15 protein-coding genes and 1 riboswitch are annotated in these 14,735 nt (G+C 73.1%); of the genes, 12 read left to right on the top strand and 3 right to left on the bottom strand.

The annotated features are described in order from the left end of the window. Nucleotides 1-39: 39 nt before the first annotated feature. Nucleotides 40-167: riboswitch (FMN riboswitch) on the top strand. Nucleotides 168-333: 166 nt separating this feature from the next. From ABT118_RS07110 to ABT118_RS07070, 9 genes are all read left to right on the top strand, one after another. Beyond that, entirely contained in the window at nucleotides 334-996 is a 663-nt protein-coding gene (locus ABT118_RS07110; RefSeq protein ID WP_350645542.1) for a riboflavin synthase, read from the top strand. Between the two features lie 56 nt (nucleotides 997-1,052). Next, on the top strand, nucleotides 1,053-1,646 hold the full coding sequence (locus ABT118_RS07105) for a nicotinamide mononucleotide transporter family protein (protein ID WP_350646293.1): 594 nt from the start codon (nucleotides 1,053-1,055) through the stop codon (nucleotides 1,644-1,646). Continuing rightward, nucleotides 1,643-2,926 carry a bifunctional 3,4-dihydroxy-2-butanone-4-phosphate synthase/GTP cyclohydrolase II gene (locus tag ABT118_RS07100; RefSeq protein ID WP_350645540.1) on the top strand — a complete coding sequence of 428 codons (1,284 nt, stop codon included), beginning with the start codon at nucleotides 1,643-1,645 and terminating at the stop codon, nucleotides 2,924-2,926. The genes ABT118_RS07105 and ABT118_RS07100 overlap by 4 nt, the downstream gene beginning before the upstream one ends. Nucleotides 2,927-2,976: 50 nt before the next feature. Further along, nucleotides 2,977-3,462 (top strand): 6,7-dimethyl-8-ribityllumazine synthase, encoded by a 486-nt coding sequence (gene ribH / locus ABT118_RS07095; RefSeq protein WP_350645538.1) that lies wholly within the window; start codon nucleotides 2,977-2,979, stop codon nucleotides 3,460-3,462. A 98-nt stretch (nucleotides 3,463-3,560) separates the two neighbouring features. Beyond that, entirely contained in the window at nucleotides 3,561-3,833 is a 273-nt protein-coding gene (locus tag ABT118_RS07090; RefSeq protein ID WP_057238187.1) for a phosphoribosyl-ATP diphosphatase, read from the top strand. A gap of 54 nt (nucleotides 3,834-3,887) precedes the next feature. Then, entirely contained in the window at nucleotides 3,888-4,736 is an 849-nt protein-coding gene (gene hisG, locus ABT118_RS07085; RefSeq protein WP_350645537.1) for an ATP phosphoribosyltransferase, read from the top strand. Between the two features lie 61 nt (nucleotides 4,737-4,797). After that, complete coding sequence (locus tag ABT118_RS07080; protein WP_350645535.1) at nucleotides 4,798-5,241, top strand: PH domain-containing protein; 444 nt, start codon at nucleotides 4,798-4,800, stop codon at nucleotides 5,239-5,241. A gap of 164 nt (nucleotides 5,242-5,405) precedes the next feature. After that, nucleotides 5,406-6,740 (top strand): hemolysin family protein, encoded by a 1,335-nt coding sequence (locus ABT118_RS07075; protein WP_350645534.1) that lies wholly within the window; start codon nucleotides 5,406-5,408, stop codon nucleotides 6,738-6,740. Further along, the gene (locus tag ABT118_RS07070; RefSeq protein WP_350645533.1) at nucleotides 6,737-7,771 is read left to right on the top strand and encodes a hemolysin family protein; all 1,035 of its coding nucleotides are present in this window, start codon (nucleotides 6,737-6,739) and stop codon (nucleotides 7,769-7,771) included. The genes ABT118_RS07075 and ABT118_RS07070 overlap by 4 nt, the downstream gene beginning before the upstream one ends. Before the next feature lie 38 nt (nucleotides 7,772-7,809). Here the strand turns inward: ABT118_RS07070 and ABT118_RS07065 are convergent, their stop codons facing one another. Continuing rightward, nucleotides 7,810-9,576, bottom strand: coding sequence for an AAA family ATPase (locus tag ABT118_RS07065; protein ID WP_350646292.1), 1,767 nt, complete (start codon nucleotides 9,574-9,576; stop codon nucleotides 7,810-7,812). Nucleotides 9,577-9,874: 298 nt separating this feature from the next. Then, the gene (locus ABT118_RS07060; protein WP_350645532.1) at nucleotides 9,875-10,468 is read right to left on the bottom strand and encodes a uridine kinase family protein; all 594 of its coding nucleotides are present in this window, start codon (nucleotides 10,466-10,468) and stop codon (nucleotides 9,875-9,877) included. A 221-nt stretch (nucleotides 10,469-10,689) separates the two neighbouring features. Here ABT118_RS07060 and ABT118_RS07055 point away from each other — a divergent pair, with 221 nt between their 5' ends. After that, nucleotides 10,690-11,853 carry an acyl-CoA dehydrogenase family protein gene (locus ABT118_RS07055; protein ID WP_350645531.1) on the top strand — a complete coding sequence of 388 codons (1,164 nt, stop codon included), beginning with the start codon at nucleotides 10,690-10,692 and terminating at the stop codon, nucleotides 11,851-11,853. 75 nt (nucleotides 11,854-11,928) lie between these two features. Here the strand turns inward: ABT118_RS07055 and ABT118_RS07050 are convergent, their stop codons facing one another. Further along, on the bottom strand, nucleotides 11,929-12,363 hold the full coding sequence (locus ABT118_RS07050; protein ID WP_350645530.1) for a hypothetical protein: 435 nt from the start codon (nucleotides 12,361-12,363) through the stop codon (nucleotides 11,929-11,931). 228 nt (nucleotides 12,364-12,591) lie between these two features. On the opposite strand from ABT118_RS07050, the gene ABT118_RS07045 reads away from it, so the two are divergent. Next, entirely contained in the window at nucleotides 12,592-13,032 is a 441-nt protein-coding gene (locus ABT118_RS07045) for an Lrp/AsnC family transcriptional regulator (RefSeq protein ID WP_350645529.1), read from the top strand. A gap of 44 nt (nucleotides 13,033-13,076) precedes the next feature. After that, nucleotides 13,077-14,681 carry an amidohydrolase gene (locus ABT118_RS07040; protein WP_350645528.1) on the top strand — a complete coding sequence of 535 codons (1,605 nt, stop codon included), beginning with the start codon at nucleotides 13,077-13,079 and terminating at the stop codon, nucleotides 14,679-14,681. Nucleotides 14,682-14,735 lie beyond the last annotated feature (54 nt).

Below are 14,735 nucleotides of genomic sequence, written 5' to 3'. Positions count from 1 at the left end.
CACCGTGGCACAATGACCGCAGAAGTAGCAGTGACGTTCAGCGCACTCCGGGGTCGGTGAAAATCCGAACCGGCGGTTACAGTCCGCGACCCGTCCGCAGCCAGCGGCCGGTTGACCAGGTGAAATTCCTGGACCGACGGTTAAAGTCCGGATGGGAGGCGTGCGCGGGCGAGTGGTGACCAGCGGTGCCACGGCTCTCCCCGAAGAGCCGTGGATCAGGAGGAGAGCTCTCGATCACGGGAGCCGGTCCCTGTGCATCCGCCGGGTGCCGTTCGTCGTGTCATCTCCCAGTGCCGCCCCGGAGTCCGCGCCCCAAGCGCGAGGAGAACCCGGGTGTTCACCGGCATCATCGAAGAGCTCGGCGAGGTCGTCTCCATCGAGGAGATCGGCGAATCGTCGCGGATCCGCCTGCGTGGCCCCGTGGTCTGTTCCGACGCCGGGCACGGCGACTCCATCGCGGTCAACGGCGTCTGCCTGACCGTGGTCGACACCCCTGACCAACTGGCCTCCGCCACCGGCGAGTTCAGTGCCGACGTGATGGCCGAGACGCTGCACCGGTCCAGCCTGGGCGCGCTCGCACCCGGCTCCCGGGTCAACCTGGAGCGGGCCATGGCGCTCGGCGCCCGGCTCGGCGGCCACCTGGTCCAGGGCCACGTGGACGCCACCGGCGCCCTGCTCTCCCGCGAGCCGGGCGACCTGGACGCCGAGGGCCTGCCGCGCTGGGAGGTGCTGCGCTTCTCGCTCCCGCAGTCCATCACCCGCTACCTGGTCGAGAAGGGCTCCATCACCGTGGACGGCGTCAGCCTCACGGTGGTCGAGGCCGCGATCGACAGCTTCACCGTGAGCCTCATCCCGGCCACCCTCGCCCTCACCACGTTGGGCACCAAGGCGATCGGCGACCCGGTCAACCTCGAGGTGGACGTCCTCGCCAAGTACGTCGAGCGGCTGCTCGACACCCGTACCCTGCCCGATCCGCTCGCTGGGGGAGCCTCGTGAACTGGCTGAACGACACCGCCTTCTCGATATTCGGGCAGTCGGTCAAATGGGCGGACATGGTGGGCAACCTGCTCGGCCTGACCGGGCTGGTGCTCGGCTGGCGCCGCCTGGTGCTGAGCTGGCCGGTCCAGCTGCTGGCCGGCGCGCTGCTGATCGCCGGGTACCTGGCGGCCGAGCACCCCTCGTCCGGGCTGATCGGCAAGCAGGTCATCGTGATCGTGGCCGCCGTCTGGGGCTGGACCCGCTGGCGGCAGGGCCGCAAGGCCACCGGTGAGATCGAGGTCCGGTTCGCCACCGGCCGCGAGCGGCTGCTGCTGGTCGGTGCCACCGCACTGGCCACGGTGGCGCTGGCGGGGGTCTTCCTGGCCTACCCCTGGCTCTCCTGGAGCCCGTGGGCCGACGCCTACATCTTCGTCGGCACGCTGGCCGCGATGGTCGCCCAGGCCCGCGGCTGGGTCGAGTTCTGGTTCGCCTGGATCGCCGTCGACCTGGTCGGCGTCCCGCTCGCCTTCGCCAGCGGCTACACCTTCTCCGGCCTGACCTACGCCCTCTACTTCGTCCTGGTGCTGCTCGGCCTGCGGGCCTGGTGGCTGCGCACCCGCACCCCCCGTCCCGCCCAAGCGGCCGTCCTGCAGGGAGTCTCGGCATGACCATCCAGCCCGACCACGACATCCGCCACCTGATCGACGACGCCTTCGCGCTCGACCCGGTCGAGCGGGCCATCGCCGAGATCGCCCTCGGCCGCCCGGTCATCGTGGTGGACGACGAGAACCGCGAGAACGAGGGCGACATCATCTTCGCCGCCTCGGCCGCCACCCCGGAGCTGATGGCCTTCACCATCCGCTACACCTCCGGCGTGATCTGCGTGCCGATGACCGGCGAGGAGCTGGACCGGCTCAAGCTGCCCCCGATGACCCAGGTCAACGAGGACCGCAAGGGCACCGCGTACGCCGTCTCGGTGGACGCCCGCGACGGTGTCGACACCGGCATCTCGGCCGCCGACCGGGCCCGCACCGTCAAGCTGCTGGCCACCGCCGCCACCGAGCCGGGCGACCTGACCCGCCCCGGCCACGTCTTCCCGCTGCGCGCGGTCGAGGGCGGGGTGCTGGCCCGCGACGGCCACACCGAGGCCGCCGTCGACCTGGCCCGGCTGGCCGGCCTGGCACCGGTCGGCGCGATCGCCGAGGTGGTCAACGACGACGGCACCATGGCCCGGCTGCCCGAGCTGGTCGCGTTCGCCCGCGAGCACGGTCTGGCGATCATCTCGATCGAGGACCTGATCGCCTACCGGCGCCGGACCGAGCTGCACGTCGACCGTGCCGCGGTCACCCAACTGCCGACCATCCACGGCGAGTTCACCGCCGTCGGGTACAAGGGCACGCTGGACGGGGTCGAGCACGTGGCCCTGGTCGCGGGCGGGCTGGGCGCGGACGGCAAGCTCCCGGTCGGCGAGGACGTGCTGGTCCGGATGCACTCCGAGTGCCTCACCGGCGACGTGTTCGGCTCGCTGCGCTGCGACTGCGGCCCGCAGCTCCAGACCGCGCTGGCCGAGGTCGCCGCGGCCGGCCGCGGCGTGGTGCTCTACCTGCGCGGCCACGAGGGCCGGGGCATCGGCCTGACCCACAAGCTGCGCGCCTACGAGCTCCAGGAGCAGGGCCGCGACACCGTGGACGCCAACCTCGAACTCGGCCTGCCCGCCGACGCCCGGGACTACAGCATCGGCGCCCACATGCTGGCCGACCTCGGGGTGCACTCGCTCACCCTGCTCACCAACAACCCCGACAAGATCGCGGCACTGGCCGGGCACGGCCTCAAGGTGACGGACCGCCGGGGCCTGGAGATCGCCCCCGGCGAGCACAACGCGGCCTACCTGCGCACCAAGCGCGACCGGATGGGCCACGAGCTGCCGCGGCTCGACCAGAACTCCTGACACCCTTTCCGCACGTACCACCACGACAGACGACAGACAGGACGAACGACGTGAGCGGCCACGGAGCCCCCGAGCTGACCCTCAAGAACTGCGCCGACCTCCGGGTCGCGGTGATCGCCGCGCAGTGGCACCAGGAGGTGATGGACGGCCTGCTGGACGGCGCCCACCGCGCCCTGAAGGAGCTCGGCATCGAGGAGCCGACCATCGTCCGGGTGCCGGGCACCTTCGAACTGCCGGTCGCCGCCAAGGTGCTGGCCGAGCGCGGCTACGACGCCGTGGTCGCGCTCGGCGTGGTCATCCGGGGCGGTACCCCGCACTTCGACTACGTCTGCCAGGGCGCCACCCTCGGCCTCACCCAGGTCAGCGTCGACACCGGCGTCCCGGTCGGCTTCGGCGTGCTGACCTGCGACAACGACCAGCAGGCACTGGACCGCGCGGGCCTGCCCGGCTCGGCCGAGGACAAGGGCCACGAGGCGGTCACCGCCGCCGTCGCCACCGCCGCCGCGCTGCGCTCGGTCGCGGAGCCCTGGCGCTAGGGCCTGGCTGGTCCCGGCTGCCGTGGTGTCCAAAGGACTGTCCACGGTCCGGGACTGTTTACCGTCCGTCAGCCCGCAAGCCGTAAGGTGAGCCCATCATGGCTTCGAAGACATTCGAGGAGCTGTTCACCGAGCTCCAGCAGAAGGCCGCCACCGGCGACCCCTCGTCCTCCCGTACCGCGCAACTCGTCCAGCAGGGCGTGCATGCCATCGGCAAGAAGGTCGTCGAGGAGGCCGCCGAGGTCTGGATGGCCGCCGAGTACCAGTCGGAGGAGGAGACGGCCGAGGAGATCTCGCAGCTCCTCTACCACCTTCAGGTGATGATGGTCGCTCGCGGGCTGACGCTCGACGACGTCTACAAGTACCTCTGAACCGCACCCTCCTGCACACCCCCGTTCACCACCACAGCGAAGGATTCACCTCTCATGCTGCGCATCGCCGTCCCCAACAAGGGTTCGCTCTCGGGTCCCGCGGCGGAGATGCTCCATGAGGCCGGGTACCGCCAGCGCAAGGACCCCAAGGAACTCGTGCTGGTCGACCCGGAGAACCAGGTCGAGTTCTTCTTCCTGCGCCCCCGGGACATCGCCGTCTACGTCGGCTCCGGCCGGCTCGACATCGGCATCACCGGCCGCGACCTGCTGCTGGACTCGGCGTCCAACGCCGAGGAGGTGCTCGCGCTCGGCTTCGGCGGCTCGACCTTCCGGTTCGCCCGCCCGGTCGGCTTCGACGTCTCGGACGTCGCGGGCCTGGAGGGGCTGCGGATCGCCACCTCCTACACCGGCCTGGTCGAGCAGCACCTGGCCGAGCAGGGCGTGAAGGCGACCGTCACCAAGCTGGACGGCGCGGTCGAGACCGCGGTGCAGCTCGGCGTCGCCGACGTGATCGCCGACGTGGTGGAGACCGGCACCAGCCTGCGCAACGCGGGCCTGGAGATCTTCGGCGAGCCGATCCTGGTCTCGGACGCCGTGGTGATCCGGCCCAAGGGCGCCGGCGAGGATGCCAGGGTGGAGCAGTTCCTGCGCCGGCTGCAGGGCGTGCTGGTGGCCCGCAGGTACGTGCTGATGGACTACGACATCCGCGCCGAGCACGTCTCCGCGGCGGTCGCCCTGACGCCGGGCCTGGAGTCGCCGACCGTGTCCCCGCTGCACACCGAGGGCTGGGTCGCGGTCCGCTCGATGGTGCTCCGCAAGGAGGCGCAGCGGATCATGGACGACCTCTGGAGCATCGGCGCCCGCGCCATCCTGGTCACCAACATCCACGCCTGCCGGCTCTGACGACCGCTCAGGGCGGGACCGGCTCGCGCCGGTCCCGCCCTGCCTCTTCTGGAGAACCACCGTGTCCAGCCCCGTCGAACTGCCCGTCACCTGGGCACCGCGCCGCAACCGGGTGGTGCTCGCCTCGATCTGCGCGCTCTTCCTGGTGCTGTTCACCGCGCTGGCGTTCGCGCTGCCGTCGAACTGGCAGTTCAACGACCGGGTGGCGATCTTCGTCAGCGGGCTGCTGTTCGCGGCGGTCGGCCTGATGCTGGCCCGGCCCCGGGTGAGCGCCGACGCCGAGGGCGTCACGGTGGTCAACTTCGTCCGCCGGCACCGGCTCAGCTGGCCGCAGATCGTCCGGGTGAACTTCCGTCAGGGCGACCCCTGGGTGATGCTCGACCTCGCCGACGGCACCGCGCTGGCCGCCGTCGGCATCCAGCCCGCAGGCGGTCGGGAGCAGGCCGTCCGGGCCGCCCGCGCACTGCGCGACCTGGTCGACGGACAGGGCGCGGCGCGGAGCTGACGGCTTCCTTGTCCTCGGATCGATATCGTTTACGCTGGTCGAGCCGGAGCAGAGCTCCCTCCGGTCCGCCCGCGACCAGAGGAGTGACACCTCCCCTCGATGGACGATCCGTCCGGTAGTACCCGCGCCGTCCCGCCTCCGCCCGCCGGAAGGCAGGCGGCACTGTGATCACCGCCTGGCTGCTGCTGCTCGCGGCCGTGCTGCTCATCCTCGCCAACGGTCTGTTCGTGGCCGCCGAGTTCGCCCTCGTCACGGTGGACCGCGGCGCGGTCGAACGCGCCGCCGCGACCGGTGACCGCAAGGCGGAGAGCGTCCTGAAGGCGCTCCGCCGGCTCTCGTTCCAGCTCTCCGGGGCCCAACTCGGCATCACCGTCACCTCGCTGGTGGTCGGCATGCTGGCCGCGCCCGCGCTCTCGGTGCTGCTCAGCCCGGTCTTCACCGCGGTCGGCGTGCCCGAGCGGGCCGCGCACGGGGTCTCGGTGGCGGTCGGCATGCTGCTGGCCACCGTGTTCCAGATGGTGGTCGGCGAGCTGGTCCCGAAGAACTGGGCGATTTCCCACCCGACCCGGGTGGCCGCCGCGGTGATCGGCCCGCAGCGGCTCTTCTCCACCGTCTGCGGCCCGCTGATCGGCTTCCTGAACGGATCGGCCGACCGGCTGGTGCGCGGCCTCGGCATCGAGCCGCAGGAGGAGCTCGGCCACGCCCGCACCCCGGCCGAACTGGTCTCGCTGGCCCGGCACTCGGCGAGGGAGGGCGCGCTGGACGAACAGTCCGCGACGCTCTTCGTGAAGACCCTCAGCCTGGCCGAGCTGACCGCCGAGAGCGTGATGACGCCCCGGGTCGACGTGGCCGCGCTGCAGCAGGACGCCACCGCCTCGGACGTGCTCAACCTGACCCGGGCCACCGGCCTGTCCCGCTTCCCGGTCTACGCCGACAGCCTGGACGAGGTCACCGGCACCGTCACCCTGAAGGACGCGCTGGGGGTCAGGGCCGAGCGCCGCTCGCACACCCGGGTGGCCCAACTGGCCACCCCCGCCCTGCTGGTGCCCGAGACGCTGCCCGCCGAGCTGCTGCTGGACCGGCTCCGCCGGGAGCAGCCGATGGCCATCGTGGTGGACGAGTACGGCGGCACGGCCGGGGTGGTGACGATCGAGGACATCGTCGAGGAGATCGTCGGCGAGGTGCAGGACGAGCACGACCGGGACGACGTGCCGGAGCTGCGCGCCCTGCCGCCCCGGCACGGCCTCCCGGTCTGGGAGGCCGACGGCCGGGCCAGGACGGACCAGTTGGAGGCGATCGGCCTGCACGCCCCGGACGGCCCGTACGAGACGCTCGGCGGCCTGCTCTCCGACCTGCTCGGCAAGCTGCCCGCCCCGGGCGAGCAGGCCTTCCTGCCCGGCTGGCGGTTCACCGTGCTGGGCGTGGAGCGGCACCGGACCAGCCGGGTGCTGGTCGAGCGGGTCGGCGAGTTCTCCGCGGACGGGGGCCGGGACCGATGACCGCGCTCCAACTGGCGGCCTCCGTGCTGCTCCTGCTCGGCAACGGGTTCTTCGTCGGCGCCGAGTTCGCGGTGATCTCGGTCCGGCGCAGCCAGATCGAGCCGCTGGCGGAGGCGGGCAACCGGCGGGCCAGGACCGTGCTGCACGCGCTGTCCAACGTGTCGGCGATGCTGGCGACGGCTCAGCTCGGCATCACGGTCTGCTCCCTGCTGCTCGGCGCGCTGGCCGAGCCGACCATCTCGCACCTGCTGGCGGGCCCGCTGGAGGCCCTCGGCGTCCCGTCCGGGCTGATCCACCCGATCGGCTACGCGGTGGCGCTGGCCCTGGTGGTCTTCCTGCACATGGTGGTCGGCGAGATGGTGCCGAAGAACATCGCGCTGGCCGGACCGGAGCAGGCCGCGCTCTGGCTCGGCCCGCCGCTGGACCGGCTGTCCCGCTGGCTGAGCCCGGTGATCCGGTTCCTGAACGCCTTCGCCAACGGCCTGCTGCGGCTGGTCAAGGTGGAGGCGAAGGACGAGGTGGAGTCGGTCTTCACCACCGAGCAGCTGCTCTACCTGCTGACCGACTCCAAGGAGGCGGGCCTGCTGGACCAGGGCCGGCAGGAGCGGCTGGAGGACGCGCTGGAGCTCGGCGGCCGGCCGGTCACCGACGTGCTGCTGCCGGCCGGTCAACTGGTCACGGTGGGGAGCACGGTGACCGCCGCGGAGATCGAGGAGATCGCCGTCCGGACCGGGTTCTCCCGCTTCCCGGTGGTCGGCGCGGCAGGCGAGGTGCTCGGCTACCTGCACGTCAAGGACGTCCTGGACGTCGACGACCGGGACGCCCCGATGCCGGCCCGGCTGTGGCGCCCGGTCACCGTGCTGCGGGGGAGCCTGCCGCTGGACGACGCCCTGGGCGCGATGCGGCGGGCCGCCTCCCACCTGGCCGCCGTGGTCGACCAGGACGGCCGGCCGCTGGGCCTGGTCGCGCTGGAGGACGTCCTGGAGGAACTGGTCGGCGAGATGCACGACCCGGACCACCGGGCCCGCTGAGGCGCCCGGCCCGGCAGCCGGCCCCGGTCGCGGGCCGGTCAGGCGCGGCCGTCGATCAGCTCGCCGTAGGCCTGGACCAGGTCGGGCAGGCGGAGGGTGGCGAGGTCCTCGCGGGACGGGGTGCCGGTGAGGGCGGAGAGGCGCAGGTCGCGGTAGGCGCAGCACTTCTCGTAGAGGGTCCTGATGAAGCGTCCGTTGCCGAGGTCGTCGATCCAGCCCTCCTGGACCACGTGGGCGCAGATGCTGGCCAGCTCCTCGGTGGCGTCCCGGTCCCAGGAGTCGCCGCCGCCGGCGGCCAGGGTGCGGCCGATCGCGGTGAGCTCGGTGGGGCGGTAGCTGGGGAAGTCGACCCGGGTGGTGAAGCGGGAGTTGAGGCCGGGGTTGGTGGCGAGCAGCCGGTTCATGCCCTCGGGGTAGCCGGCCAGGATCACCACCAGCCGGTCGCGGTTGTCCTCGGCCCGCTTGAGCAGCACCTGGAGGGCCTCGTCGCCGTACGCGTCGCCCTTGCTGTAGCCGGAGTTGGAGAGGCTGTAGGCCTCGTCGATGAAGAGCACGCCGTCGAGCGCGGAGTCGATCAGCTCGTTCGCCTTGACCGCGGTCTGGCCGAGGAACTCGCCGACCAGGTCGGCCCGTTGGGCCTCCACCAGGTGGTCACCGGAGAGCAGGCCGAGGGCGTGGAAGACCTGGCCGAGGATCCGGGCCACCGTGGTCTTGCCGGTGCCGGAGGGGCCGGAGAAGACGAAGTGGCGTTTCGGGGGCTGGACCGGCAGGTCCTGGTCGGCGCGCAGCCGGGACATCCGTAACTGGGCCGACAGCGCCCGGACCTGGCGCTTGACCGGGTCGAGGCCGACCATCTGCTCCAACTCGGCCAGCGCGGCGTCCAGGCCCTGCGGGCTGCGGCGGCGGCCGGTGACCGGACCGGCCGGGGGAGCGGCGGCGGGGGCCTCGGCCCGGACCGGCAGCGGGGTGGGCTCGGGCGCCGGGGCCGGGGGCTCGGCGGCCGGGGCCTCGTCGAGTTCGAAGAAGGGGACGAAGTCCTCGTCGGGCATCGGGAGTTCGCCGTCGCGGTCGTCGACCGGGACCAGGACGTCGAGCACGCCGTCCTCGGTGGCGATCGCGGCCAGCCGGGCGGCGGTGTCCATGAAGGCGGGGTCGGCCCGGTGCACGGCGCGGTAGAGCGGGAGGGCGGCGGCGCTGCGCCCGGCGCCCTCGTACGCCCGGGCGAGCCAGTAGCGCAGCTCCTTGCGCTGCGGCTGCTCGGACCGGCAGCGGGCCAGCGAGGCGGCCAGCGGGTGCTGGGCCTGCGCGCACATGTCGAGCCGGACCCGGGCCATCCCGGCGAACAGGCCGGCCTCGATGCCGAGCAGCGGGTCGTCGAGCAACTGGTCGGTGTCCCGGATGAGTTGCTCCCAGTCCTTGAGCAGGTAGGAGCGGCAGGCGTGCAGGAAGCGGACCGAGGGGTCGTGCTCCGGCGCCGGGCAGCCGGCCAGCGCGGTGTCCAGCTCGGCCAGATGGCGCCCGTCCAGCCAGTGCGAGGCGTGCGCCAGCGAGAGGTCGCGGGTGTCCTCCAGCACGGGCTGCACCCACCAGCCCAGCCAGAACCAGGAGCTGAGCGGACGGCGGTGCCTTTCCCGCTGCTCGCCGAAACGTTTCTGGTGGCGGTGCATCGCGAGCAGCGCACCCGAGGTGTCGCAGCGCAGCGCGTGCAGGCCGAGCCAGGCGTCGGCCATCCCCGGGTCGAGTTCGACGGCCGTGCGGAACTCCTCCTCCGCGCGGGCGTACGACCCGGCCGCGTACGCGTCCATGGCGCGCAGCCAGGCGCGGTCGGCCAAGCGCTCGGGTCCTGCTGTACCGGAACTGTCCACTGTCACTCAGCCCCCCGCCGTGTGCACCGAAGGCACCCCCTGCCAGGAAAGCGTACCGGTGGGAGGCTGATCCGTAAGGGTGCAGCGCGGAGTCAAATCCGGCCGTGCGGGCGGGGGTTGGAGAAAGGGGAACGGCACCTCCGGCTCACGGGGGAACAAGTCGGAGGTGCCGCGTCTAATGTTGCGCGATCAACTACTCTCGCGCTGAGCAGAACCTAAGTCCTGAAGACTGCCCAGGTCAAGGGCGTGGAACAGGCTCACCGAGGGTGCTCCGGACGATCCGTCCGGTGACTCCGTGCACCAGTCGATCGGCGTACGGACGGCTCGGATCGGCGGCGAAATGCGCCAGCTCGTCCCGGGCCCAACCGGCCCAGAACTCGGCCAGTTCCGGCCCGTCCCGCCGCTCGCCCCGGGCCCTGGCGGCCGGCTGGTCGAGCTCCATCCAGACCAGCGCGGCCAGCTCCGGCCGGATCTCGCGCCGCCCGGCGCCCACCCCCTCGATCAGTACCACCGGCGCGAGCGGCACCCGGGCGGTGCCCGCGAAGCGGTGCGCCACCCAGTCGTAGACCTGGTGCCGGGCCGGTTCGCCCCGGCGCAGCGGCGCGATCACCTGGTCCAGCAGCCGCCCGGTCCAGCCGAACGGCTCGGTGTGGGTGGCGAGGTCGTCCAGGTGCACCACCGGTGCCCCGTCGAGCGCCGCCGAAAGCCGGGCGGCGAAGGTGGTCTTGCCCGAGCCGGCGTGCCCGTCCACCGCCACCAGCCGCACCGGACCGCAGGACGGCGGCAGCGCGCGCAGCTCGCCGGCCAGCGAGAACAGCTCGGATCGGGTCACCGCCCCACTCTACGGTCGGGCCCGACCCGACGAAGTGGCACCGACAGTCAGGTGATGTGCCGAATCGGACCGTGACGGCGCGCCCGGTATCGGGCATACTCACATCGCCAAGCCAAGTGAACGAGCGTTCACCGTGATCCGGTGGCGCTCTGGCCGACCTGCCGTGCCGTACCCGAACCCCCGTGGGGACCGGCGCCCGACCGAGGAGGCGACGTACCGTCATGACCCCCGCCGCTGCCAAGCCCGTGGACCGCCAGCTGCCGAGCGAGGAGGCCAAGGAGCTGCTCGCCCTCACCAGGGACCTGGTGCGCAACGAGGTGCAGCCGCGCGCCGCCGAGGACGAGGCGGTCGGCCGGTTCCCGCGCGAGGTGTTCGCCACCCTGGGCGAGGCCGGGCTGCTCTCGCTCCCGTACGAGGAGCAGTACGGCGGTGGCGGCCAGCCCTACGAGGTCTACCTCCAGGTGCTGGAGGAGCTGGCGGCCGGCTGGCTGGCGGTCGGGCTCGGGGTCAGCGTGCACACCCTGTCCTGCCACGCCCTGGCCACCTTCGGCAGCCCGGAGCAGCGCGAGCGCTGGCTGCCCGGGATGCTCGGCGGCGACCAGCTCGGCGCGTACTGCCTGTCCGAGCCGCAGTCCGGTTCGGACGCGGCCGCGCTGCGCACCCGGGCCGACCTGGACGGCGAGAGCTACGTGGTGAACGGCACCAAGGCGTGGATCACCCACGGCGGGCACGCCGACTTCTACAGCACCATGGCCCGCACCGGTGTGGACGGACCGCGCGGGATCAGCTGCCTGCTGGTGCCCGGCGACAGTGCCGGCCTGTCGGCCGCCCCGCCGGAGCACAAGATGGGCATGCGCAGCTCGCCCACCTCGCAGATCCACTTCGACGGGGTCCGGGTGGACCGGGACCGGCTGGTGGGCGAGGAGGGCCAGGGCTTCCAGATCGCGCTGTCCGCGCTGGACTCGGGCCGGCTCGGCATCGCCGCCTGCGCGATCGGGGTGGCCCAGGCCGCGCTCGACCTGGCGGTGGACTACGCGGGGACCAGGCAGCAGTTCGGCCGCAGCATCGCCGAGTTCCAGGGCCTGTCCTTCATGCTGGCCGACATGGCCACCAAGGTGGAGGCCGGCCGGGCGCTCTACCTCGCGGCGGCCCGCCGCCGGGACGCCGGGATGGCGTTCTCGAAGGAGGCCGCGATGGCCAAGCTGTTCTGCACCGACGCCGCGATGGCCGTCACCACCGACGCCGTCCAGGTGCTCGGCGGGTACGGCTACACCCAGGACTACGCCGCCGAGCGCTACATGCGCGAGGCGAAGGTGCTGCAGATCGTGGAGGGCACCAACCAGATCCAGCGGCTGGTGATCGGCCGTCACCTGACCGGGCGCTGACCCGGGGCCGGAGGACGTGAGGTCCGGCGTTCGCTTCGCGGCGGACGCCGGACGACCGCGGGCCCGGCGCCGGGATCAGTGCCGGACGAGGCTGCTGCGCGAGCGCTGGGCCGGGATCCGCGGGCGGCGCTCCAGCGGGCCCGAGCCCGGGGCGCCCGCGTGCGAGAACGGGTGCGTGCGCCAGTCGAACTGGTCGGCGGAGCTGCCCGGCTGGAGGGTCTCGTCGGCGGCGTGCTCGATCGAGTCGCACTCCGTCAGGTCGTCGGTGGGGGCGCCGGTGCCGGGGCAGAGCGCGGCGGAGAAGGGGTGCCAGGCGGTCGGCAGCACCGCGTGCTGCGGCAGCCGCTCCTCGTCGCCCAGCAGGGCGATCGGACGGTCGCACTCCGGGCAGTGCACCCGGAAGATCTCCCAGGTCTCCATCCCGCCCGGATCGACCCCCGGGAAGTCCTCGGAGTCGAAGCGTTCGTCATCCTCCGCAACGGTGCGGGAGGGCTGGTCAAGAGCAGGCATGTGATCCCCCTCGGAATCGGGCCGACCGACGTCGGCCCTGGCCAAGAGCACCAGTTCCCGCTGACGGGGGCTCATAACCCTGCACTCGGACGCAGTGTGATGCACGTCATGTGGCGTTCGCCACATTCGCGCGGCATGTGCCGGAGCGCGCGCCCCCTGACCCGAAGTCAGCCCACCGGACACCCTGCTGTCGGCGGAGCGGGCCCCGGGGCAGTAGGTTTGCGGACTGTGGAGGATCTAGACCAACGCATCGTTCAGCTGCTCCTCGAGGACGGCCGGATGAGCTACACGGACCTGGGCAAGGCCACCGGCCTGTCCACCTCGGCGGTGCACCAGCGCGTGCGCCGCCTCGAACAGCGCGGGGTGATCCGCGGCTACACGGCGATCATCGACCCGGACGCGGTCGACCTGGCGCTCACGGCGTTCATCTCGGTCAAACCCTTCGACCCCAGCTCCCCGGACGACACCCCGGACCGGCTGGCCGGGCTGTCCGAGATCGAGGCCTGCCACAGCGTGGCCGGCGACGAGAACTACATCCTCAAGGTCAGGGTCGGCGCCCCCGGCGACCTGGAGGACCTGCTGGCCCGGATCCGCAGCGCGGCCGGGGTGTCGACCAGGACCACCGTGGTGCTGTCGACGCCGTACGAAGCGAGGCCGCCCAAGCTCTGACCCGGTGGAAAACCGCCGGTCCGTACGGGTGCAGACTTACCCTCATGAGCGCACCCACCCACCGGACCGTGCTGCTGCGCGGCGGTTCCGTCTACAGCCCCGTCGACCCCTTCGCCACCGCGATGCTGGTCGAGGGGGAACACATCGCCTGGGTCGGCAGCGACGGCGCCGCCGCGCCGTACGCGGCCACCGCCGACGAGGTGATCGAGCTGGACGGGGCGCTGGTCACCCCCGCGTTCGTGGACGCGCACGTGCACGCCACCTCGGCCGGTCTCGCGCTGACCGGGCTCGACCTGACGGGCAGTCCGTCGCTCGGCGAGGCGCTGGCCGCGATGGCGGCCTTCGCCGCCGGCCGGGAGGGCGTCCTGATCGGGCACGGCTGGGACGAGACCAAGTGGCCCGAGGGGCGCCCGCCGACCCTGGCCGAGCTGGACGCCGCCGCCGGCGGCGCCGCCGTCTACCTCTCCCGCACGGACGTGCACTCCGCCCTGGCCTCCACCGCGCTGCGGGAGCTGGCCGACGGCCTGGCCGACCGGGCCGGGTACGACCCGCAGGGCCCGCTCAGCCGGGACGCCCACCACACGGTGCGGCGCGCGGCGCTGGCCCACCTGACGGCCGGTCAGCGCCGGGCCGCCCAGCAGGCCGCGCTGGCCCGGGCCGCCGCGCTCGGCATCGGCGCCCTGCACGAGTGCGCGGGCCCGGACATCTCCTCCGAGCAGGACCTCGCCGAACTGCTCGCACTGGCCGCCGAGGGCGCCGGACCCGAGGTCTTCGGCTACTGGGGCGAACTCGCCCCGGCCGGCGTCGAGACCGCCCGCCGGACCGGCGCGCTGGGCGCCGCGGGCGACCTGTTCGTGGACGGCGCGCTCGGCTCGCACACCGCCTGCCTGCACGCCCCCTACACCGACGCCGACCACACCGGCGCCGCCTACCTGACGGCCGAACAGGTCGCCGACCACGTCGCCGCCTGCACCGAGGCGGGCCTCCAGGCCGGCTTCCACGCCATCGGCGACGCGGCGCTGACCGCCGTCCTGGACGGCGTCCGGGCCGCCGCCGACCGGGTCGGCCTGGACCGGGTCCGCGCGCAGCGGCACCGGATCGAGCACGCCGAGGCGCTGGACGAGAAGGCCGTCGCGGCCTTCGCCGAGCTCGGCCTGACCGCCTCCGTCCAGCCCGCCTTCGACGCCGTCTGGGGCGGCCCCGACGGCATGTACGCCCAGCGCCTGGGCGCCGACCGGGCCGCCGGGCTGAACCCGTTCGCCGCGATGCTCAAGGCCGGTGTCCCGCTGGCCTTCGGCTCGGACGCCCCGGTCACCCCGCTCGACCCCTGGGGCACCGTCCGGGCCGCCGCCTTCCACCGCACCACCGCGCACCGGATCTCGGTCCGGGCCGCCTTCACCGCCCACACCCGGGGCGGCTGGCGGGCGATCGGCCGGGACCAGGACGGCGTGCTGGTCCCCGGCGCGGTGGCCAGCTTCGCGGTCTGGGCGACCGGCGAACTGGTGGTCCAGGCCCCCGACTCCCGGGTGGCCGGCTGGTCCACCGACCCCCGCTCCGGCACCCCCGGCCTGCCCGACCTCACCCCGGGCGAGCCGCTCCCCACCTGCCTGCGCACCGTGGTCCGGGGCCGCACCGTCCACACCGCCTGAGCCCCCGCGCCCCGTCCGCCCGCCGTCCCTCCAGGGGCGGCGGGCGCACTCGTC

Origin of the sequence: Kitasatospora sp. NPDC002040 (assembly GCF_040296785.1) — a bacterium.
Taxonomy (GTDB): domain Bacteria; phylum Actinomycetota; class Actinomycetes; order Streptomycetales; family Streptomycetaceae; genus Kitasatospora.
Note: the sequence above shows the minus strand (reverse complement) of the source record. Positions and strands in the feature narration are given on the sequence as shown.